Here is a 20,515-nt window from a genome sequence, read left to right on the forward strand (position 1 = left end):
CGGCCGGGCCCACGGAAGGGCCCGGCCGTCGCTCACAGTCGTCCCGCCTGGATGATCCGCTGGAGGAACTGCCGCGTGCGGTCGTGCTGCGGATCGCCGAAGACCTGCTCGGGGGTGCCGCGCTCCAGCACCACCCCGCCGTCCAGGAAACACACCTGGTCGGCGACCTCCCGCGCGAAGCCCATCTCATGGGTGGCGATGACCATGGTCATGCCGTCCTCCTTGAGATCGCGGACCACGCCGAGCACCTCGCCGACCAGCTCCGGGTCGAGCGCCGCGGTGATCTCGTCGAGCAGTAGCAGCCGGGGCCGCCCGGCCAGCGCGCGGACGATCGCGACCCGCTGCTGCTGGCCGCCGCTGAGCCGGTCGGGGTACTCCCCGGCCCGCCCGCCGAGCCCGAGCCGCTCCAGCAGCTCGTGGGCCCGCGCCTCGGCCTCGGCACGCGGCACCCCGTGCACCCGGCGGGGCGCCAGCGTGATGTTGTCCAGCACGGTCATGTGCGGGAAGAGGTTGTAGGCCTGGAAGACCACCCCGATCCGGCGGCGCACCGCGTCCACGTCGGCCCGCGGATCGGTGATCTCCGCGCCGTCCAGGAAGATCGCGCCGTCGTCGATCTCCTCCAGCAGGTTCGCGCAGCGCAGCAGCGTGGACTTGCCCGACCCGGAGGCGCCGATCAGCGTGGTCACGGTGTGCGGCGGGACCGCCAGATCCACCTCCCGCAGGACGACCGTGCCGCGTCCGTACGTCTTGCGCACGGACTCCAGCCGCAGCACCGGGCCGTCGCCGGGCGCCGCCTTCCCGACGGTCTCGTCGGCCGGCCGCGCGGTGTCGTCCGTCGTGCTCATACGAGTCCTCCCTGGGCGCGCCTGCGGTCCATGCGGGCCGTGACCCAGTCCGTGCACCGCGTCATGGGGATGGTCAGCGCCACGAAGACGAGCCCGGCCACGACATACGGCGTGAAGTTGAAGTCCTTGCCGGCGATGATCTGCGCGGCGTAGACGGCGTCCACCGCACCCGCGATGGACACCAGCCCGGTGTCCTTCTGGAGCGAGACCAGATCGTTCAGCAGCGGCGGCACCACCCGCCGTACCGCCTGCGGCAGCACCACGAAGCGCAGCGTCTGTCCGCCGGAGAGCCCCAGCGACCGGGCCGCGGCCCGCTGTGAGGGGTGCACCGATTCGATGCCCGCCCGGAAGACCTCGGCGACATAGGCCGCGTACGTCAGCACCAGCGCGGAGCCGCCGAGCAGTACGGGATCGGTGGTCACGCCCTGAAGCCGCAGCGCGGGCACCCCGAAGACCACCATCAGCAGACAGATGATCAGCGGCAGTCCGCGGAAGAAGTCGGTGTACGCGGTGGCCAGGGCGCGCAGCGGGAAGAACACCGGGCCGCGCAGGGTCCGGGCCACCGCCAGCAGCAGCCCGAGCACCAGCACCGCCGCCCCGCACACCACCAGCAGCCGCAGATTCAGCAGCAGCCCCTCCAGCACCTTCGGCAGCGCCTTACGGGCGTATTCGGCGCTGAAGAACGTCTCCCGGGTACGCGGCCAGCCGGGGGAGCCGGTGATGACGAGGTAGAGGACGACGGCGGTGACCAGGGTGCTCAGCGCGGCGACGGCGGTGGCGCGGCGGGCCCTGGCCCGCTTGAAGCGCTCCCGCTCGATCCGCCGGGGCGAGGGCACATAGCCGCCGTCGGCCCCGTCCTGTGCCGCCGAGGTCTTCAACACACCTTCTCCGTACGTCACTTGAGCACCGGCACGGACACGGCGTCGGTCAGCCACTTCTTCTCCAGCGCGGCAAGGGTGCCGTTCTTGCGCAGCGCGTCCACCGCGGCCGTCACACACCCGGTGATCCGGCTCTCCTTGTCCAGGACCAGGCCGAACTGCTCCCCGTCGCCGCCGGTGGCCGCGAACTGCCCGACCACCTCGGCGTCCTTCACCTCCGCCGAGGTGATGTAGAAGGCCGTCGGCAGATCGGTGAGGATCGCGTCGACCTGGCCGTTCTTCAGCGCGGACTTGGCGAGGTCGTTCTTCTGGAAGACGGCGGGAGGCTGCGTCGGCCGGACGGTGTCGTTGACGACGTCCAGGCTGGTGCTGCCGACCTGCGCGCCGAGCTTGAGATGCCGGAGATCGGAGAGACTCTTGGCATGCGCGGCCCGGGAATCCTTGAGCGCGATGACCGACTGGCGCACGGCGTAGTAGCCGGAGGAGAAGGCGACGGCCCGTTTGCGTTCCGGGCTGATCGAGATCTGGTTGATGTCGAAGTCGAACTTCTTCTCGCCGGGCGCGAAGGCGTTGTTGAACGGCACGGTCTGCCAGCGCACCGCGCCCTTGGCGTAGCCGAGTTGGCGGGCGACCGCGTAGGCGACGGCCGATTCGAAGCCCTTGCCACTGGCCGGGTCGTCGTCATGGAACCAGGGCGCATAGGCGGGCTTGTCGGTGCCGACCGTGAGCTTGCCGTCGGCCACGGTGGCCAGTTTGCCGCGGTCACAGCTCTGTTTGCCCGGCCCGGCGGCCCGTGGGCCACCGGGGGACTCGTCCTGCGGGGCACAGCCGACGGCCGCGGTGAGCAGCGCGACGGTGGCGCAAGCGGCAAGGCGGAGAGGGCGGTTGGCGAGGCGCATGGCGGGAGATTGGCAGTGCGCGAGGCCATCTGTCGAGATCAACGGGGAAAACGTCCAGATGGTGGAAGCGGATTGCGCCGCTGTGAACTGCACGTTTCCCGGTTGCGGGGTGGGACCGGGGGCTCGGCACGCCCCACCCGCTCAACCCGTCGGGCGCCGCCGCACGCCGTGAAAGCGCCGCCTCACGCCGTGAAGCGGACCGCCCGCCGGATCTCCGGCTGGTCGGTCACCACACCGTCCAGGCCGAGCCCGCGGGCGAGGCGGAGCTGATCGTGGGTGTTGACCGTCCAGCCCACGACCTTCAGATGCGCGGCATGCGCGCGCTCGACCAGTTCCAGGGTGAGCCGGCGGATGTTCAGCGAGAGCATCGTCGCGCCGACGGACTGTGCCCGGTCGACGACATCGGCGCCGTAACGGCTGCCGACCAGCGCGGTGCGTACGCCGGGCAGCAGGGTACGGATCGCGGCCAGCGCCTCGTCGTGGAAGGAGATCACATCGATCCGGCCGATCAGATCGCGCGAGCGCATCACCTCCGCCAGCGCCTGCGCGGCCGCCACGTCCTTGATCTCGGCCTGGAGCGGTGCCTTGACCGCGTCCACGACCTCCTCGAAGACGGGGATCCGCTCGCCCTGGCCGGCATCGAGTTCGCGGAGCTCGGCGAGGGTGCGCTCCACGATCGGCCCGGCACCGTCGGTGGTCCGGTCCACGTCCGCGTCGTGCATCACCACGAGCGCGCCGTCCTTGCTCAGATGCAGATCCAGTTCGATGACATCGAGGCCCTCGTGCTCGGCGCGCACGAAGGACCGCAGGGTGTTCTCCGGCTCCACGCCCATGATCCCGCGGTGTCCGATGGTGAGAAAGGACAAGGCTGCCTCGCTTCTGTCGGCTCGGTGCTGGTGTCGGCTCGTATCGGTGTCGACCGTCGGCTGGCGGCAACGGCGCTACGAAATGGCGCACAGCCTAACGGGACCGACCGGCGGAAAACGGGCTGCCGGACGGGGCCGAGGTGTGTCCAGTACGGGTACCCGCCATATCCGGCTTCAGACCGCCTCACCCTCGCGTGGGCGAGTCCTCGCGGCGCTGACGGTGTACCGGTGCCGACGCCGGGGCGCTGCCGACGCCGGGGCCGGTCGGGGCGCCGGCCCCTCGCCGGCCGTATGGCATATGCCACATGCTCAGGAGGTTTCCTTGCCGGTGCAGTACCGGAGAAACCGCCGAAACCCTTGGCAATACTGGCAGGAAGTCTCGCCCAGGCCGTCACCCACAGGAAAAACCTGCGTAAGCGCGGGGTGCTGACAGAATAATTTTCACCTGGCGCACTTGAGCGGGCGATCCTTGGCTGGTTACCGTGTTCCGACAACACGATCTACCGCCGGAGGGCAGTCATGACGGAAATTCTTTCGCCTGTGGGTGTCCGGGGGGCCACCACGACCGCAGAGAGTGTGGTCCAGCACCCGGCGTGGTCCGTACTCAAGGACGCGGTCGAGACCCTCCGCCCCTGGCAGTCCAAGGACGGCTCCATAGACCTGGAGGCGGCGGGCGCGCCCACCGCCGACGCCGTCCGCGCGGAGGCCGACCGGATGGCCTCGGCCGTCGAGGAGCTCGCCCCGCTGCTGCCGCACAATGCCGCCTACCACCAGGCGCTCGTCGCCGACCTGCGCCGCTGGGCCGACAGCGGCTTCGGCGTGCCGGACTTCCTGGACTCCCTGCTCGCCTTCCAGCCCGCCCAGCAGCGCGCCGACGGCCTCCAGCACCTCGTGCTGTTCCCCATGTACACCCAGAACGGCAACCCGGACCGCAACTTCGAGGCCGTCGTCCTGCGGATGGTCTGGCCGGACTGGCTCGCCGAGCTGGAGCGCACCCGCTACGACAACGCCCTCTTCTGCGGCATCGCCTTCGAGGACTTCACGGCCGGCTACGACACCCACTCCGCCGTGCTCTTCCCGGAGACCATCGCCGTGCGCGAGGCCCCCGAGCGGTTCAGCTGGGGCGGTATCTTCTGCGACCGCGAGGCCGCCCGCTTCCGCCGGGTCAGCGAGGCCGCCATCGAGACCCTCGGTGTCGAACTCCCCGAGGACATCCGCGAGATGCTCGACGACCAGGAGCGCTGCCAGGAGGCGTTCGTCCTGTGGGACATGGTGCACGACCGCACCCACAGCCACGGTGACCTGCCGTTCGACCCGTTCATGATCAAGCAGCGCCAGCCGTTCTGGATGTACGGCCTGGAGGAGCTGCGCTGCGACCTCACCGCCTTCAAGGAGGCCGTGAAGCTGGAGGCCGAGGGGTACTCCCAGGCCCGCGATGTGCAGTTCGCAGTGATCTTCGACCGGATGTTCCGGTTCCCCGTCACCGGTGGCCGGGTCCGCAACTACGACGGCCTCGGCGGGCAGCTGCTCTTCGCGTACCTGCACAAGCACGACGTCGTACGCTGGACGGACAACACACTGCACATCGACTGGGAGCGGGCGCCCAAGGTCACCAACCAGCTGTGCGGCGAGATCGAAAAGCTCTACCGCGACGGCATCGACCGGCCCAAGCTGGTCCACTGGTTCGCCGCGTACGACCTCGTATCGACCTACCTCGCACCGCACCCGGGCTCGGTCTGGGCCAAGGGCCCCGATGCCCTCGACCTCGACCAGCCGCCGCGCAAACTCGTGGACGACGTGCTCCCCGACGAGTTCCCGCTGAGCATGTTCTACGAGGCGCTCGCCAAGAAGCTGCGTGCCGTGATCGCCTCTACCCAGGGCATCACGGCCCACAGCGACGCATTGGCGGCGGCATGAGGACCGACCGGAACATCCGGCCGACGGCCGTCCAGGAGCAGGACGAGGAGGCGACGAAGATGGTTACTTCGACGGGCGGCCAGGGGCCGCTGGAGGGCGCGGTCATCGCGGTGGCGGGAGCGGCCGGACCGGCAGGCCGCGCGACCCTGCTGCGACTGGCCGAAGCGGGTGCGGTGGTGGTCGGCTCGGACTCCCACCCCGAGCGGCTGGCGGAGGCCGTGGACGCGGCGCGCTATGCCCATGGCGGCGCCACGGTGATAGGGGACACCGTCGACCTCCTCGACCTCGACCAGACCCGTGAATGGGCTGCTCGTACGGAGAAGGAATTCGGCCGGATCGACGGCCTGGTGCACCTCGTCGGCGGCTGGCGCGGCTCCTCGACCTTCGCGGAGACCGACCTGGCGGACTGGGACATGCTGCACAAGCTGCTGGTCCGCACCGTCCAGCACACCTCGCTCGCCTTCCACGAAGCGCTCGAACGCAGTGGCAACGGCCGCTTCCTGCTCATCAGCGCGGCCGGCGCCGGCAAGCCCACCGGGGGCAACGCGGCCTACGCCGCCTCCAAGGCCGCCGCCGAGGCCTGGACGCTCGCCATGGCGGACGGCTTCCGCAAGTCGGGGGGTGAGCAGGGTCCGCGCGCCGCGGCTGCCATCCTGATCGTCAAGGCGCTCGTCAACGACCAGATGCGCGCCGAGCGACCGAACGCCAAGTTCGCGGGCTTCACGGATGTCACGGAGCTGGCCGAGGCCATCGCCGGGGTCTGGAGCCGGCCCGCCCAGGAAGTGAATGGACAGCGTCTGTGGCTGACCCCCGAGCCGTGACCGGAGCGAAGACCGACGCCCGGCAGCACCACGACCCCGAGATACGCGGCTTCGCCAGCGACAACTACGCGGGCGCCCATCCGGAGGTGCTCGCCGCGATCGCCCTCGCCAACGGCGGCCATCAGGTCGCCTACGGAGAGGACGACTACACCGAGCACCTCCAGCGCGTCTTCCGCAGCCACTTCGGGCAGCGCGCCGAGGCGTTCCCGGTGTTCAACGGCACCGGCGCCAACGTCGTCGCCCTCCAGGCCGTGACGGACCGCTGGGGCGCGGTGATCGCCGCCGAGTCCGCGCACATCCATGTCGACGAGTGCGGTGCGCCCGAGCGGGTCGGCGGACTCAAGCTGCTGACCGTGCCCACCGAGGACGGCAAGCTCACCCCTGAGCTGATCGACCGCCAGGCGTACGGCTGGGACGACGAGCACCGGGCCATGCCCCAGGTCGTCTCGATCACCCAGAGCACGGAGCTCGGCACGGTCTACACGCCCGACGAGATCCGGTCGATCTGCGAACACGCCCATGAGCGCAACATGGTGGTGCATCTCGACGGCTCGCGGATAGCCAACGCCGCGGCGACGCTCGACGTCCCGATGCGGGCCTTCACCAACGCCGTGGGCGTCGACATCCTCTCCTACGGCGGCACGAAGAACGGTGCGGTCTTCGGCGAGGCCGTGGTCGTGCTCAACCCCGACCGGGTGCGCGCGATGAAGCATCTGCGCAAGATGTCCATGCAGCTGGCCTCCAAGATGCGCTTCGTCTCCGTCCAGTTGGAGGCACTGCTCGCCAAGGACCTGTGGCTGCGCAACGCCCGGCACGCCAACACCATGGCGCAGCGGCTGGCGGCCGGGGTGCGGGAGATCGACGGGGTGGAGATCCTCTACCCCGTGCAGGCCAACGGCGTGTTCGCCCGCCTTCCGCACGACGTCGGCGAGCGGCTCCAGAAGCGCTACCGCTTCTACTTCTGGGACGAGCCGGCCGGTGTGGTGCGCTGGATGTGTGCGTTCGACACCGCCGAGGAGGACGTCGACGGCTTCCTCGCCGCACTCCGCGAGGAGATCAGCCGCTAGGGGCGTCTCCACGGCACGGTGAGGCACCTGCATAGCTATGCGCTCGGTCGAAAAGTCATTGACTCTCGACCGGGCGCATCGCTACGCTCCCCGGTCATGGAGCTGATCCAGAACACCCCGGATATCTCTGCCTACTTGGCCGCCGACGAGGTCATCGATCACGAGCATCCGCGTGTCCGGGCCACCGCGGCCACCCTCTCCGCCGACGCCCCCGATGCATACACATACGCCAAGGCCGCCTTGGAATTCGTCCGCGACACCATCCCGCACAGCCAGGACGCCGGTGATCCGCGGGTCACCTGGCGCGCCTCGGACGTCCTCGCGCAGCGCACCGGCATCTGCTACGCCAAGGCGCATGCGCTCGTGGCCCTGCTGCGCGCGGAGGGCATCCCCGCCGGCCTGTGCTACCAGAAGCTCGAAGTCATCCACGGCCTGGTGGCCGTCAAGCTGCCCGGCGAGGAGCGCTGGGCGCGACAGGATCCGCGGGGCAACAAGCCCGGCGTCGACGCGCAGTTCCGCCTCGACCGTGAGCAGCTTGCCTTTCCCGCGCGTCCCGAGTGCAACGAACTGGACCTTCCGGTGCTGTTTGCTGAACCGCATCCGGTCGTGCTCCAATGCCTGCGGGAGGCCGTCGACCGGCCTCACCTCTGGCAGACGCTCCCCACCGACCTCTGAGGAACGCCCCCGATGCCCAGCTCTTCGCACGTCTCCGGTCCGACCCGTCAGCTGCATGTCTCCGACGAGGTGCGCGCCCTGGCGCCCGGCTTCGGCTACCTCACCGTCGAAGCCCACGGTCTGACCAACGGCCCCAGCGACGAGGCCGGTGCGGCGCTCCTGGACGAGGCCACCCGCCGCCTCGCCGGGCGTCTCGACGGACGTGCCCCGCAGGACGACCCGCACCTCGTCGCCTGGCGTGCCGCGTACACGGCATTCGGCAGCAAGCCGTCGCGCACCCGCAACTCCGCCGAGGCGCTGGCCAGGCGCGCGCTCGCGGACGGCGGTCTGCCGCGCATCAACCGCCTCGTCGACCTCTACAACGCCATCAGCGTCGCCCACCTCATTCCCGTGGGCGGCGAGGACCTGGACCGTATCCAGGGCGGTATGCGGCTCGTACGGGCCACCGGCGACGAGCCGTTCGTGACCGCGGCCGGCGGCGCCGAGGTCATCGAGCACCCCGACGCGGGCGAGGTGGTCTGGTGTGACGACGAGGGCGTCACCTGCCGCCGCTGGAACTGGCGCCAGGGCGTACGCACCCGCCTCACCGAGGACTCGGTCAGCGCCCTGTTCCTGCTGGAGCGGATGGCACCCATGACGCTCGACGAGCTGACGGCCGCGGGCGCCGAGCTGGCCGAGGCGCTGCACACGGCCTGCCCGGACGCCCGGATCGAGTTCGGCGACATCTGGACCCCGTGAGCGGGGCCGCCGGATCAGCCGTCGCAGGCGCGCCGCTGCCAGGGCGGCGGCGCGCTCCGGCCCTCCGGTCCCGTCAGCCGACGGTCCCGGGCGCGGCGGGCGCGGTGCCGCCGAGGTGGGCCGGGATCCACCAGGTGTCCTCGGGGCCCTTGGGGCGTACGGGGTAGGCACGCTGGGCCGCTTCCAGCAGGTCCTGCACCCGGGACCGCAGCCGGTCGGTGATCTTCTCGGCCTGCTCGGCCGGGTCGGCCTCCAGCGGCTCGCCCACCCGGATCGTTATCGGGAAGTGGTTACGGCCCAGATCGCGCTTGTGGCCCTTGGTCCACAGCCGCTGGGTGCCCCACAGTGCCACCGGCAGCAGCGGCACCCCGGCCTCCTGGGCCAGCCGCGCCGCACCCGACTTGAAGGTCTTCAGGGTGAAGGACTCCGAGATCGTCGCTTCGGGGAAGACCCCGATGATTTCACCCGAACGCAGTGCGGTCAGCGCGTGCTTGTAGGCGTGCATCCCCTGGCCGCGGTCCACGGGGATGTGCTTCATCGCGCGCATCAGCGGCCCCGACACCTTGTGCCGGAAGACCGATTCCTTCGCCATGAAGCGCACCAGCCGCTTGGCCGGCCGCGCCGTCAGCCCGGCGAAGACGAAGTCCAGGTACCCGATGTGATTGCTCACCAGAACCGCCCCGCCACGGCGCGGAATGTGATCCGTCCCGGCGATGTCGAATTGCAGATCGAGCGCCTTGAAGAGCGTGCGGGCGGCGCCGATCACCGGCGGATAGACGAGCTCTGCCATTGTCCGGAGGACCCCTTTCCACGCCTGGGGAGGGTTCTCCCGGCGGAAACCTACGCAGTCGTAACTGCGGCTTTCGGGAGATCGTGCCCGATGTCGGCCGTGGCGGCCAGCACGTCGGCCGCCACGGCCGCGAGATTCTTGTCACGTGAGACCGCCTCAGCCGGCCGCTCTCCGCACCAGAAGGTACATCTCGCACCCCAGGCAGTACCCGAACACGGCATTGAGAAATGCCGCGGCGAGCGCGCAGCCGGTGGCCGCGAGCCCCAGCCACTGCGGCCCCACGAAGTAGCCGGCCAGCCCCACCACCGCGAAGAACAGCCCGACGCCCTGGGCGAAGCGCGGCGGGCGGGCGTCCTCGAACTCGGCCGGCGGGGACAGCCGCGGGCGCACCGCCACCTTGAACAGCCAGGCATAGGGCGAGTGCCGGACACCCGCCAGCGCCCCGAGGGCGAAGACCAGCGTCTGGCAGGCCAGCAGGGGACCGCTCCCGGTGATCAGCACGGCCGCCAGCACGACGGCCGTCAGCGCCGCCCCGAACCTCGGGCCCCGTACATCAATACTGTCGACAGACATGCCCCCACCCTCCCGCAGACCGGGCCGCACCGGGACCCGGGAATCTTTGCGGTCTCGTGAACGCTGCATCCCTCGATGACTGGACTCATGGTGTGCCTCGCGGTGCTCGTGGCGACGAGCGCCTTCGGCGTGTGGCACCAACGCCGAAAGGGGAGGCCGACGGTGCACAAGGGAGACGACGGGGCGCGGCTGGGTGCCGCAGAGATCGGTGCCGAGCTGGGGGAGCGGGCCACCCTGCTCCAGTTCTCCAGCGCCTTCTGCCAGCCCTGCCGGGCGACCCGGCGCACCCTCACCGAGGTCGCCGGCATGGTCGAAGGCGTGGCGCATGTCGAGATCGACGCGGAGGACCATCTGGAGCTCGTACGGCAGCTCAATGTGCTGCGCACCCCCACGGTGCTGGTGCTCGACGCGGACGGCGCGATCGTGCGCCGCGCCTCCGGGCAGCCGCGGAAGGCCGACGTCATCGCTGCGCTGGGCGCGGCCGTCCGTGATTGATCTCCCAGATATCAGACGCCCCTTGACGCTGTGGGTCACGAATCGTCACTCTGACGTGATGCGGCCAGGAATCCTTCTCTACGGACGCGCCCACGTCGACCTTCTGCGGACTGCCAGCGCCCGCTGTCCGGGCGCGTGAGCAGCGACGACACCTCTGCCGCCGACCGCCATACGGTCACCGGCGGCTCCGCCCTGGGCTCGTACACCACAGCAGAAGGACAACTCCATGACGGCCTCGCCCGGCCTCGGCACGCCCCTCACCGCCTCCCCCGAGCTGCTGCGCTCGGTCTTCCGGCAGCACGCCGCCGGCGTTGCGGTGATCACCGCGCACGGCTCCCGCCCCGCCGGTTTCACCGCCACCTCCCTCACCTCCGTCGCCGCCGACCCGCCGCTCCTCTCGTTCGGCATCGGCACCGGCGCGTCCAGCTGGCCTGCCGTCTCGGAGGCGGAGCACGTCGGCGTCCACATACTCGGCGAGCACCAGCAGGAACTGGCCGCCACCTTCGCGCGCAGCGGCGCCGACCGCTTCGGGCCCGCCACCTCCTGGCGCACCGGCCCCGAGGGCGTGCCGCTCCTGGACGGCGTGCTGGCCTGGCTGGTGTGCAAGGTCGTGGCCCGGGTGCCGGCCGGTGACCACCGCATCGTGCTCGCCCAGCCCGTCGTCGGCGACCCCGCGCGGCCCGGCCGGCCGCTGCTGTATCACCAGGGCAGCTTCAACGCGTTGCGGGACTGACGGGTTCCCGCCCGGCTTCGTCGATCCCCTGTCAGGGCCGTTGTCAAGGTCACATTTCAGCGGCCTTGCTTCGGGGCACGAGAGTAGATGTACTGGCGAGTAATATGGCGGTCGGCGTGGGGAACCGCATCCGACCGGGAGCCGCCCCGACAGGCGCCTATGCTGCCAGCACAAGGCAGTTCTGAAGAGTCGAAGCAGGTAGGAGAGCCGGCGTGAGCCTGAGGATCGTTGTCTGTGTGAAGTACGTGCCCGACGCCACCGGCGACCGGCACTTCGCCGAGGACCTGACCGTCGACCGTGACGACGTGGACGGTCTGCTCTCGGAGCTCGACGAGTACGCCGTCGAGCAGGCCTTGCAGATCAAGGAAGCCGCCGACGACGCGGAGATCACGATTCTCACCGTCGGCCCCGAGGACGCCAACGACGCGCTGCGCAAGGCGCTGTCGATGGGCGCCGACAAGGCCGTCCACGTCGAGGACGACGACCTGCACGGCACCGACGCGCTCGGTACCTCGCTCGTGCTCGCCAAGGCCATCGAGAAGACCGGCTACGACCTCGTCGTGTGCGGTATGGCCTCCACCGACGGCACGATGGGCGTGCTGCCCGCCCTGCTCGCCGAGCGTCTGAGCGTCCCTCAGGTCACCCAGCTCTCCGAGGTGTCCGTCGCCGACGGCAAGGTCACCGGCCGCCGGGACGGCGACACCGCCAGCGAGCAGCTGGAGGCCGCGCTGCCGGCCGTCGTGTCCGTCACCGACCAGTCGGGCGAGGCGCGTTACCCCTCCTTCAAGGGCATCATGGCCGCCAAGAAGAAGCCGGTGGAGTCCCTGGACCTGGAGGACCTGGAGATCGAGGCGGACGAGGTCGGCCTCGAGGGCGCCTGGACCAAGGTCGACGACGCCACCGAGCGTCCGGCCCGCACCGCGGGCACGATCGTCAAGGACGAGGGCGAGGGCGGCAAGCAGCTCGCCGAGTTCCTCGCGGGCCAGAAGTTCATCTGAGCCGCAGTCCTTTCCACCGCCCTCATTCTTCCCGCAGGAGAGCAATCCCATGGCTGAAGTCCTTGTCTACGTCGACCACGTGGACGGTGCCGTCCGCAAGCCCACCCTCGAACTGCTCACCCTCGCCCGCCGCATCGGCGAGCCGGTAGCCGTGCACCTCGGCGCGAACGCCGAGGCCGCCGCGAAGCTCCTCGGTGAGTACGGCGCCGTCAAGGTGCTGGCCGCCGATGCGCCCGAGTTCGCCGAGTACCTCGTCGCTCCCAAGGTCGACGCGCTCCAGGCCGCCTACGATGCGGTCTCCCCGGCCGCCGTGCTGCTGCCGTCCTCCGCGGAGGGCAAGGAGATCGGTGCCCGCCTCGCGCTGCGCATCGGCTCCGGCATCATCACCGACGCCGTCGACGTCGAGGCCGGCGACGAGGGCCCGGTGGCCACGCAGTCCGTCTTCGCGGCCTCGTACACCACCAAGTCCCGCATCACCAAGGGCACCCCGGTCATCACCGTCAAGCCCAACTCCGCCGCCCCGGAGGCCGCCCCGGCCGCCGGCGCCGTCGAGCAGCTCGCGGTGACCGTGGCCGACTCCTCCAAGGGCACCAAGATCGTCTCGCGCACCCCGCGCGAGTCGACCGGCCGTCCGGAGCTGACCGAGGCCGCGATCGTGGTCTCCGGTGGCCGTGGCGTCAACGGCGCCGAGAACTTCCCGGTCATCGAGGCGCTCGCCGACTCGCTCGGTGCGGCCGTCGGCGCCTCGCGTGCCGCGGTGGACGCCGGCTGGTACCCGCACACCAACCAGGTCGGCCAGACCGGTAAGTCGGTCTCGCCGCAGCTGTACATCGCGGCAGGCATCTCCGGTGCGATCCAGCACCGCGCCGGTATGCAGACCTCGAAGACGATCGTCGCCATCAACAAGGACGAAGAGGCACCCATCTTCGACCTGGTCGACTACGGCGTGGTCGGCGACCTCTTCGACGTCGTCCCGGCCCTCACCGACGAGGTCAAGACCCGCAAGGGCTGACCGCCGCCCCGCGGGAGCGCGGCTCCGGCCCTCGCACGAGGCCCCGTACGCGCGGTGCGTACGGGGCCTCGTGCTGTGGCGGTGCCGGTGAGCGGCCGCCGCCCGGTCAGCTGCCCGTGACCCCGTCGATCCGCTCGCGCAGCAGGTCCGCGTGGCCGTTGTGCCGGGCGTACTCCTCGACCATGTGGACGTAGATCCAGCGCAGGCTCAGGGTGCGCCCCGGGCGTGGGGAGAAGGTCTCGTCCAGCCCGCGGTCCGCCACGGCCTTGTCGCAGGCCTCGATCTCGGCGCGGAAGGCCGCGAAATCCCGCTCGGCGCCGGCCGGGTCGGCGTCCTGGAAATCGGCGTCCGGGTTGTCCTCGGTGGAGTAGAGATCGCCGATCCGCAGGCCGAGGAAGCGCACCCGGAACCAGGTGCGTTCGACGTATGCCATATGGCGGACCAGGCCGAGCAGCGTGAGGGTGGACGGCGAGGCACTCGCCTCGACGAGCTGGTCGGGCGTCAGCCCGGCGCACTTGGCGAGCAGGGTGTCACGGTGGAAGTCGAGCCAGCCTTGCAGCATCTCCCGTTCGCCGGCCACGGTCGGGAGTTCTCTGCGTTCTACAGGGGGTGCGATCCAAGTCATGGGGGTGAGTCTGGCGGTGCCGTGAGGGGCCCGCCACGGAGTTTCCCGGAGTCCGGTCGTGCGCCCGTGACCTGCGCCGGCTCGGGGGAGGGTGTTGACCTCGGCAAACCGACGCAGTTAACTTCGCTATACGGATTGTTGATTCCGTGAAGCGGAAAATGCTCGATCGGCGGGCGTGCGCACCGGGAGGGAATCGAATGGGGCAGCAGGAGATCGTGGCGACGAGCCTCGCGGACACCGTACGCGAGGGAATCGGAGCCGCGCTCGCCCAGGTGGACGCGGATCTGGCGCGGCGCTACCCGGGCGACCCCGGCACCCGCCAGCCGGTCCACACCGTCTACGTCCCCGGCGATGTCTTCGCCGCCGACACCGTGCGCTCCTGGGGGGACCAGGCGCTCGCCGCCCTCGACGAGCACGCACCCGACGCCGCCGCGCTCGCCGCCGTCCTCGGCATCCCCGACACCCTCGCCGCCGATGTCCACGACCGGGTCCGCGCCAAGCTGACCCGCGAGCCCGTCGAGGATCTGCGCATCGACTTCGAGGACGGCTACGGCCCCCGCCCGGACGCCGAGGAGGACGAGGCCGCGGCCCGCGCCGCCGCCCTGGTCGCCGCCGCCTGCCGTGGGGGCACCTCCCGGCCGGAGGCCGGGGGAGGCACCGCCGCCCCCTACATGGGCATCCGGATGAAGTGCATGGAAGCCGCCGTCCGCGACCGCGGCATCCGCACCCTCGACATCTTCCTCACCGGCCTCATGGAAGCCGGCGGCCTGCCCGACGGCCTGGTGCTGACGCTCCCCAAGGTGACCTACGCGGAGCAGGTCACCGCCATGGTCCGGCTGCTGGAGGCGTTCGAGAAGGCGCGCGGACTGGAGAGCGGCCGGATCGGTTTCGAGATCCAGATCGAGACGACCCAGTCGATCCTGGGCGCCGACGGCCGTGCCACCGTCGCCCGGATGATCGAGGCCGCCGAGGGCCGGGCCACCTCCCTGCACTACGGCACCTTCGACTACAGCGCCTCCTGTGGCGTCAGCGCCGCCCACCAGTCCCTCGACCACCCGGTGGCCGACCACGCCAAGGCCGTGATGCAGGTCGCCGCCGCGGGTACCGGCGTACGCCTCTCCGACGGCTCGACGAACGTCCTGCCGGTCGGCCCGACGGAGCGGGTGCACGACGCCTGGCGGCTGCACCACGGCCTGGTCCGCCGCTCGCTGGCCCGCGCCTATTACCAGGGCTGGGACATGCACCCGGGCCATCTGCCCACCCGTTACGCGGCGGTCTACGCCTTCTACCGCGAGGGCCTGGAGCAGGCCGCGGCCCGGCTCGTTGCGTATGTCGCCAAGGCCGGCGGCGCGGTGATGGACGAGCCCGCCACCGCCAAGGCGCTCAGCGGCTATCTGCTGCGCGGTCTGGACTGCGGCGCCGTGGACACCGCCGAGGTCGCCCGGCTGACCGGGCTCACCCGCGCCGACCTGGACGCACTCGCGGGCCGCCCGGTCTCCACGGGCTGAGCGAAAACAGCCGCCTGTCCGGCGCAACGTGCCCTACAGCGCGGGAAGTCGGCCGCCGTGCCCCCTTGCGGGCCCGGTGCGCCCCCGAGGCCCCTGCCGGATGGCGGGGGCCTCGTGCGTCAGCCCGCGGCCGGTCCGAGATCGTCGATATGGGCACGCAGGACCGTGGCGCAGGTCTTTCCGTCCAGGACGTCGGGCCGCAGTACGGCGGTGAAGGCGAGGCCGTCCAGGAGGGACGTCAGCCGTTCGGTCTCGGTGTCGAGGGCGAGCCCCGCCCGCAGTCCGCCCGCCGTGCCGAGGCGGGTGAGGATGCGGCGGACGAGCGTCCGGGTGCCGGTGGCGGTCTCCTGGGCGAGGTCGTCGATCCCGGGATGGGTCCGGGCGGCGGTGGAGAAGTCGACGAGCACGGTGACCTCGGCACGCCGGCTGTCGTCCAGGGGCAGCAGTTCGGAGAGCAGGTCCACCGCACAGCGCCGGATCTGCGGCGCGGAAAGCCCGTCCAGATCGCCCAACTCGTCGATGCGGCGCTGGAGCCGGTCGCCGACCCGGTCGAGCATCGACCGCATCGCGAAGCGCATCAGTTCTTCCTGGCCGGCGAAGTAGTGCCGGACGGAACCGATGTTGAGCCGGGCCTCGTCGGCGACGGCGCGCAGTGAGGCGCGCTGGAGGCCGTCCCGTACGACGACGCGGAAGAGCGCGTCGACGACCTCGCGGCGCCGGGCTTCTCGGTCCACCTGCTTGGGCATGGCCCCTTTGTATCACGGCTGTGATAAATTGTTTTATATCACACTCGTGATATAAAAAATGGAGGCGTGATCATGGAGCGGATCCTGAACCTTCTTCTCATCCGGTTCGGCCTGATCGCGGGCGGTTTGGTGGTGCTGGCCCTGCTGCTCTTCGCCGTGGCACTGGTCCTCAAACGCCGGGGGAAGCTCGCTGCGGCGCGGCAGTACGCGGCACCCGCCGCACATGCCGTGAGCCGCTATCTGGACGACCGGGGCGCTGCCCGTGGCCGTGGTGGGCGGTCCCGGAGCGGCGGGACGGTGGCCGGTGCGGTGGCACGGGCCGCGGCCCGCCACTTGGACGGCGACGGGCGCGGGCCGCGTGCAGGGCAACGGGAGCCGGAGCGGGAGCAGGGGCAGGGACAGGGATGGGGGCAGGGGCGGGAGCGGGGTGGGGCGCGATGACCGGCGGCGGTCTTCTGGCCGGTCACGGCCTGCTCCATGGCGCCCTCGCCCGGGGCGGATCGGGAGGCGAAAGGGGCGAAGGGAGTGGAGGGGGTGAAGGGGCCGGTCTCCTTCACCATCTCCTGCTCGACGCCGCGCTCAAGGGCGCCGTCGTGATCGTCGCGCTGATCGTCCTCGCGCTGGGGATGGTGCTGATCTGGAAGAAGGCCGGGCGCGGCGGCGCCCCGCCCCGCGACGGGCGGTGACCTCCCGCCCCGGGGCCCCGGGCCGGCCACGGGGGCGGTCTGCGCCCCGTCGCTGGGGAGTTCAGCTCTCCGAAGGGGGTATCTCGCCCGAGCCACGGGCGATCAGGCGGGTGGGGATCTCCCTGCGCTGCGGCGGATCCTCGATGCCCTCCAGACGGCGGAAGAGCAGCCCGGCGGCCGTCCGGCCCATGTGCGCCGGGTCCTGGGCGACAACCGTGATCGCGGGCCGGACGAGATCGGCCAGTTCGAAGTCGTCGAAGCCCACCAGCGCGACCGGGCGCGGGCGTTCGCCGAGGACGCGTACGGCGGTGACGGTGACCCGGTTGTTGCCCGCGAAGAGCGCGGTGACCGGCTCGGGGGCGTCCAGCATGGCGGTGGCGGCGGCACGTACCCGGTCGGGGGCGGTGGAGCCCAGCGACACCCAGGAGTCGTCGACGGGCAGGCCCGCGGCGGCCATTGCCGTGCGGTAGCCGCGCAGCCGCTCGCGCGCGGTGTGGATGCCCGGCTGGTCACCGATGAAGCCGATCCGGCGATGACCGTGCGCGATGAGGTGGGCCACCGCGTCCTGGGCGCCGCCGAAGTTGTCGGAGACCACGACGTCCGCGTCGATCCGGCCGGGCGGACGGTCCACGAACACGGTGGCTATTCCGGCCGCGATCTCCGGCTCCAGATAGCGGTGGTCGTCGGCGGCCGGGATGATGACCAGCCCGTCCACCCGCCGTGCGCACAGCGCGAGCACCAACTCCTGTTCGCGGTCCGGGTCCTCGGCGCTGGAGCCGTTGATCAGCAGTGCGCCGTGGTCGCGGGCGACTTCCTCGACAGCGCGGTTGAGCGGGCCGTAGAAGGGATCGGCGAGATCCTCCAGCACCAGACCGATGCTGGCCGTACGCCCCTTGCGCAGGATCCGGGCGGAGTCGTTGCGGCGAAACCCCAGGGCGGTGATGGCTTCCTGGACGCGTCGTTCGGTGTCCGGGGTGACCCCTGGTTCGCCGTTGACCACGCGGGAGACCGTCTTGAGGCCGACCCCGGCGCGCGCCGCGACATCCTTCATCGTGGGCCGGGTGCCATAGCGGCGGGAGGTGCCCCGCGCGGTGTCGGTCACGGTGTGCGGTCCTGATTCTGTCGGCGTCAGGTGTGGCGTCGAGCATAGCCTCTAGACAACGTTGTCAATCGACGGAAGACTGGCGTTCTCACGCCGGGCCGGTACGCTCGGCCCCCGGGCTCACCAGGAGATTCCACACTGATGCAGACGGACCTCAGCGCAGCGCTGGACATTGGCGGCACCAAGATCGCCGGCGCTCTCGTGGATGCCCGCGGCAGGCTGGTCGCACGGGCCTCCCGGCCCACCCCCGCCGACAAGGACGGGGCGACGGTGATGCGTGCGGTGGCCGAGGTGGCCGCCGAGCTGGCCGCGGGGCCGGACTGGGCGCGGGTGGCGGCCGTCGGCATCGGCAGCGCAGGTCCGGTGGACGCCTCGTCCGGCACGGTCAGTCCGGTCAACATCCCCGGCTGGCGCAACTTCCCGCTCGTCGCCGGGGTGCGGGCGCTCGTCGGAGAGCTCCCCGTCGTGCTGGTCGGTGACGGTGTCGCGATGACCGCGGCCGAGCACTGGCAGGGTGCCGCGCGCGGCCACGCCAACGCGCTGTGCATGGTGGTCTCCACCGGCGTCGGCGGCGGACTCGTCCTGAACGGCAGGCTGCACCCCGGCCCCACGGGGAACGCCGGCCACATCGGCCACATCAGTGTCGATGTCGACGGTGACCCCTGCCCGTGCGGGGCCCGCGGTTGTGTCGAGCGGATCGCCAGCGGCCCCAACATCGCCCGCCGGGCGCTGGCCAACGGCTGGCTGCCCGGCCCCGACGGCGACACCAGCGCGGCCGCCGTCGCCGCCGCCGCGCACGCCGGTGACCCGGTCGCCCTGCGCTCCTTCGAGCGGGCCGCCCAGGCGCTGGCCGCCGGAATCGCCGCCACCGCCACCCTCGTGGAGATCGATATCGCCGTCATCGGCGGGGGAGTTGCAGGCGCGGGAGATGTCCTCTTCACCCCCTTGCGGGCGGCCCTGAGTGACTATGCGACGCTGTCGTTCGTCTCGGGCCTGACGGTCGTTCCCGCCCAAATGGGGACGGACGCCGGGGTGGTGGGCGCCGCCGCTGCCGCCGGGCAGCGGTCCCGCCTCGACGCCTTCGCCCCCATGTCCTGACGTCACCACGGGCTCCCGTGCGCCCCTTAGTCTGTTGCCGACCGGGACGTACACCGCGACGTACAAGGCGTATGGGCAGAGCTACGGGTATCGAGGGGATCGGTGACGGTGACACCGGGGGAGCGTGAGCAGGGCGGAGCGGACGAGGAGCGTGCGGCGGGTGGTGCGAGCGGCCCCGGCGAGACCGGTGGTGCCCAGCCGTGGAACACCCCCGGCGACGCCGGTGGTACCCCGCCGTGGAACACCCCCGGCGGTGCGGGCCACGGAGCACCGGCTGCCGCCGCCGCGAGTGGGCCCCAGCGCGGCAACGACGCCGATCGCCGGGCAACGCGGGCGCCCCGCCGTCCAGTTGGCTCTCCGGCCCTGGTGCTGGGGGCGCGCCGATGCCCCAGCCCGCGCCGTTGCCGCCATCGCCATCGCCATCGTCGCCGACACCGACACCGACAACGGCACCGACGCCGCACCCGGGCCCCGCCCCGTACCCCACGCCCCCGGCGCAGCACCAGGCGCCGCAGCATCAGCAGGGCGTCACCGGAAACCAGGAACCCGGGTTCACGTTCCCATCGCCCGGCCCCGTCTGCGACCCGCCCGGTGTCATGGCCGGTCCGCCCGTGGGCAGTACGGGCGCCCATCCGTACCCGGGGAGCCCGCGCTCGGGAAGCCCGGGGGCGCGGGACACGGAACGGCTGCCGGTCCGCGCGCGGCGTCGTGTGCTGCTGGCCGCGGCAGCGGTGCTCGCCGTGCTCGCGGCCGGCGGCGGTGTGACCTATGCGCTGGTCGGCGGGGGGCCTAGCGGGGCGGTCGCGGACCGCGGGCAGCCGTCGGCTCAGCCTGCCGGGCCGGGCACCCCGAGCGCGGCCGCCGACAAGGACGGCGCCAAGGCCGACGGGAAGACCGACGGTAAGGACAAGGGCAAGAGCAAGGGACAGGCCCAGGACGGCGGGAAGAGCGCTGCGCCGTCGGATGCGGACCGGCCCTCGGGCGATGGTGCGTCCGAGAAGCCCAAGCCCGGGGGTGCGGGCGGAAGTTCGGGCGGGGACGGGGGCGCTCAGGGCGGCACCGACGTCGGCAGTGGCGCGGGCGGTGCCCAGGGCGGCGCGTCCGGTGGGTCCGGCGGGGACAGTGGTGGCGGTGGAGACCCGACCCAGGGGCCGTCGTGTGCGCCGATCGGCGGCGGTAAGGCCAACTGTGAGGTGTGGCGCGCCGCGAGCTCGTACACCTCGTCGTTCCAGCAGGTCGGCACCCTCAAGTCGGGGACCAACTACTTCTACTGCCAGGCGAAGCTGGGCCGCCGGGAGACGTACGGGAAGTGGACGAACGTCTGGTGGGCCAAGACCGATGACGACAGCGGCAATTCCGGTGTCTATGTCAGCGTGGTCTACCTCAAGGGCGGGGCGAACGATCAGCCCGTTCCCGGGCTGCCCACCTGCTGACCGCCGCTCC

23 protein-coding genes are annotated in these 20,515 nt (G+C 71.4%); 14 read left to right on the plus strand and 9 right to left on the minus strand.

The annotated features are described in order from the left end of the window. Positions 1-32 precede the first annotated feature (32 nt). The 4 genes from IF67_RS0119860 to IF67_RS0119875 form a co-directional block, all read right to left on the minus strand. Positions 33-845: an amino acid ABC transporter ATP-binding protein gene (locus IF67_RS0119860; protein ID WP_063754364.1), complete on the minus strand. Its 813-nt coding sequence runs from the start codon at positions 843-845 to the stop codon at positions 33-35. Then, a complete protein-coding gene (locus IF67_RS0119865; RefSeq protein ID WP_030987462.1) occupies positions 842-1,726 on the minus strand; it encodes an amino acid ABC transporter permease in 885 nt (294 codons plus the stop codon). Before IF67_RS0119865 ends, IF67_RS0119860 begins: the two co-directional genes overlap by 4 nt. Positions 1,727-1,740: 14 nt before the next feature. After that, on the minus strand, positions 1,741-2,622 hold the full coding sequence (locus IF67_RS0119870) for an ABC transporter substrate-binding protein (RefSeq protein WP_030987465.1): 882 nt from the start codon (positions 2,620-2,622) through the stop codon (positions 1,741-1,743). Between the two features lie 182 nt (positions 2,623-2,804). After that, on the minus strand, positions 2,805-3,488 hold the full coding sequence (locus IF67_RS0119875) for a glycerophosphodiester phosphodiesterase (RefSeq protein WP_030987467.1): 684 nt from the start codon (positions 3,486-3,488) through the stop codon (positions 2,805-2,807). A 519-nt stretch (positions 3,489-4,007) separates the two neighbouring features. Between IF67_RS0119875 and IF67_RS0119880 the strand changes: the two genes are divergently transcribed. From IF67_RS0119880 to IF67_RS0119900, 5 genes are all read left to right on the plus strand, one after another. Next, positions 4,008-5,405 (plus strand): DUF6421 family protein, encoded by a 1,398-nt coding sequence (locus IF67_RS0119880; protein WP_030987468.1) that lies wholly within the window; start codon positions 4,008-4,010, stop codon positions 5,403-5,405. Positions 5,406-5,464: 59 nt separating this feature from the next. Then, positions 5,465-6,226 carry an SDR family NAD(P)-dependent oxidoreductase gene (locus IF67_RS0119885; protein ID WP_030987470.1) on the plus strand — a complete coding sequence of 254 codons (762 nt, stop codon included), beginning with the start codon at positions 5,465-5,467 and terminating at the stop codon, positions 6,224-6,226. Further along, entirely contained in the window at positions 6,223-7,293 is a 1,071-nt protein-coding gene (locus IF67_RS0119890; protein ID WP_420708691.1) for a threonine aldolase family protein, read from the plus strand. The genes IF67_RS0119885 and IF67_RS0119890 overlap by 4 nt, the downstream gene beginning before the upstream one ends. Positions 7,294-7,389: 96 nt before the next feature. Continuing rightward, positions 7,390-7,968 (plus strand): transglutaminase-like domain-containing protein, encoded by a 579-nt coding sequence (locus IF67_RS0119895; protein ID WP_030987474.1) that lies wholly within the window; start codon positions 7,390-7,392, stop codon positions 7,966-7,968. A gap of 12 nt (positions 7,969-7,980) precedes the next feature. Beyond that, positions 7,981-8,706, plus strand: a complete 726-nt coding sequence (locus IF67_RS0119900) for a B3/4 domain-containing protein (RefSeq protein ID WP_030987476.1) — start codon at positions 7,981-7,983, stop codon at positions 8,704-8,706. Between the two features lie 73 nt (positions 8,707-8,779). Here the strand turns inward: IF67_RS0119900 and IF67_RS0119905 are convergent, their stop codons facing one another. Then, on the minus strand, positions 8,780-9,496 hold the full coding sequence (locus tag IF67_RS0119905; protein ID WP_030987477.1) for a lysophospholipid acyltransferase family protein: 717 nt from the start codon (positions 9,494-9,496) through the stop codon (positions 8,780-8,782). A 156-nt stretch (positions 9,497-9,652) separates the two neighbouring features. After that, positions 9,653-10,069, minus strand: coding sequence for a DUF4395 domain-containing protein (locus IF67_RS0119910; protein ID WP_030987480.1), 417 nt, complete (start codon positions 10,067-10,069; stop codon positions 9,653-9,655). A 75-nt stretch (positions 10,070-10,144) separates the two neighbouring features. On the opposite strand from IF67_RS0119910, the gene IF67_RS0119915 reads away from it, so the two are divergent. The 4 genes from IF67_RS0119915 (at position 10,145) to IF67_RS0119930 (ending at position 13,307) form a co-directional block, all read left to right on the plus strand. Next, positions 10,145-10,564, plus strand: coding sequence for a TlpA family protein disulfide reductase (locus IF67_RS0119915; RefSeq protein ID WP_030987481.1), 420 nt, complete (start codon positions 10,145-10,147; stop codon positions 10,562-10,564). A gap of 226 nt (positions 10,565-10,790) precedes the next feature. Next, complete coding sequence (locus IF67_RS0119920; protein WP_030987484.1) at positions 10,791-11,297, plus strand: flavin reductase family protein; 507 nt, start codon at positions 10,791-10,793, stop codon at positions 11,295-11,297. Between the two features lie 212 nt (positions 11,298-11,509). Further along, a complete protein-coding gene (locus tag IF67_RS0119925) occupies positions 11,510-12,295 on the plus strand; it encodes an electron transfer flavoprotein subunit beta/FixA family protein (RefSeq protein ID WP_030080669.1) in 786 nt (261 codons plus the stop codon). A 49-nt stretch (positions 12,296-12,344) separates the two neighbouring features. Next, positions 12,345-13,307 (plus strand): electron transfer flavoprotein subunit alpha/FixB family protein, encoded by a 963-nt coding sequence (locus IF67_RS0119930; RefSeq protein WP_030080667.1) that lies wholly within the window; start codon positions 12,345-12,347, stop codon positions 13,305-13,307. 106 nt (positions 13,308-13,413) lie between these two features. Here IF67_RS0119930 and IF67_RS0119935 read toward each other — a convergent pair whose 3' ends face one another. After that, a complete protein-coding gene (locus tag IF67_RS0119935) occupies positions 13,414-13,932 on the minus strand; it encodes a DinB family protein (protein ID WP_030987486.1) in 519 nt (172 codons plus the stop codon). A gap of 197 nt (positions 13,933-14,129) precedes the next feature. On the opposite strand from IF67_RS0119935, the gene IF67_RS0119940 reads away from it, so the two are divergent. Further along, positions 14,130-15,440 (plus strand): DUF6986 family protein, encoded by a 1,311-nt coding sequence (locus IF67_RS0119940; protein WP_030987488.1) that lies wholly within the window; start codon positions 14,130-14,132, stop codon positions 15,438-15,440. Between the two features lie 119 nt (positions 15,441-15,559). On the opposite strand, the gene IF67_RS0119945 is transcribed toward IF67_RS0119940, so the two are convergent. Continuing rightward, positions 15,560-16,186: a TetR/AcrR family transcriptional regulator gene (locus IF67_RS0119945; RefSeq protein ID WP_030987489.1), complete on the minus strand. Its 627-nt coding sequence runs from the start codon at positions 16,184-16,186 to the stop codon at positions 15,560-15,562. Positions 16,187-16,258: 72 nt separating this feature from the next. On the opposite strand from IF67_RS0119945, the gene IF67_RS43055 reads away from it, so the two are divergent. Both IF67_RS43055 and IF67_RS0119955 read left to right on the plus strand, forming a co-directional pair. Further along, positions 16,259-16,627 (plus strand): hypothetical protein, encoded by a 369-nt coding sequence (locus IF67_RS43055; RefSeq protein WP_158713115.1) that lies wholly within the window; start codon positions 16,259-16,261, stop codon positions 16,625-16,627. Next, positions 16,624-16,872, plus strand: a complete 249-nt coding sequence (locus IF67_RS0119955) for a hypothetical protein (protein ID WP_030987491.1) — start codon at positions 16,624-16,626, stop codon at positions 16,870-16,872. The genes IF67_RS43055 and IF67_RS0119955 overlap by 4 nt, the downstream gene beginning before the upstream one ends. A gap of 61 nt (positions 16,873-16,933) precedes the next feature. Here IF67_RS0119955 and IF67_RS0119960 read toward each other — a convergent pair whose 3' ends face one another. Further along, complete coding sequence (locus IF67_RS0119960; protein ID WP_030987493.1) at positions 16,934-17,974, minus strand: LacI family DNA-binding transcriptional regulator; 1,041 nt, start codon at positions 17,972-17,974, stop codon at positions 16,934-16,936. Positions 17,975-18,115: 141 nt separating this feature from the next. Between IF67_RS0119960 and IF67_RS0119965 the strand changes: the two genes are divergently transcribed. Then, positions 18,116-19,072 (plus strand): ROK family protein, encoded by a 957-nt coding sequence (locus IF67_RS0119965; protein WP_030987495.1) that lies wholly within the window; start codon positions 18,116-18,118, stop codon positions 19,070-19,072. A 596-nt stretch (positions 19,073-19,668) separates the two neighbouring features. Further along, positions 19,669-20,505: a hypothetical protein gene (locus tag IF67_RS39350; protein WP_158713116.1), complete on the plus strand. Its 837-nt coding sequence runs from the start codon at positions 19,669-19,671 to the stop codon at positions 20,503-20,505. Positions 20,506-20,515 lie beyond the last annotated feature (10 nt).

This window comes from Streptomyces sp. NRRL S-1813, assembly GCF_000719605.1.
Taxonomy (GTDB): domain Bacteria; phylum Actinomycetota; class Actinomycetes; order Streptomycetales; family Streptomycetaceae; genus Streptomyces; species Streptomyces decoyicus.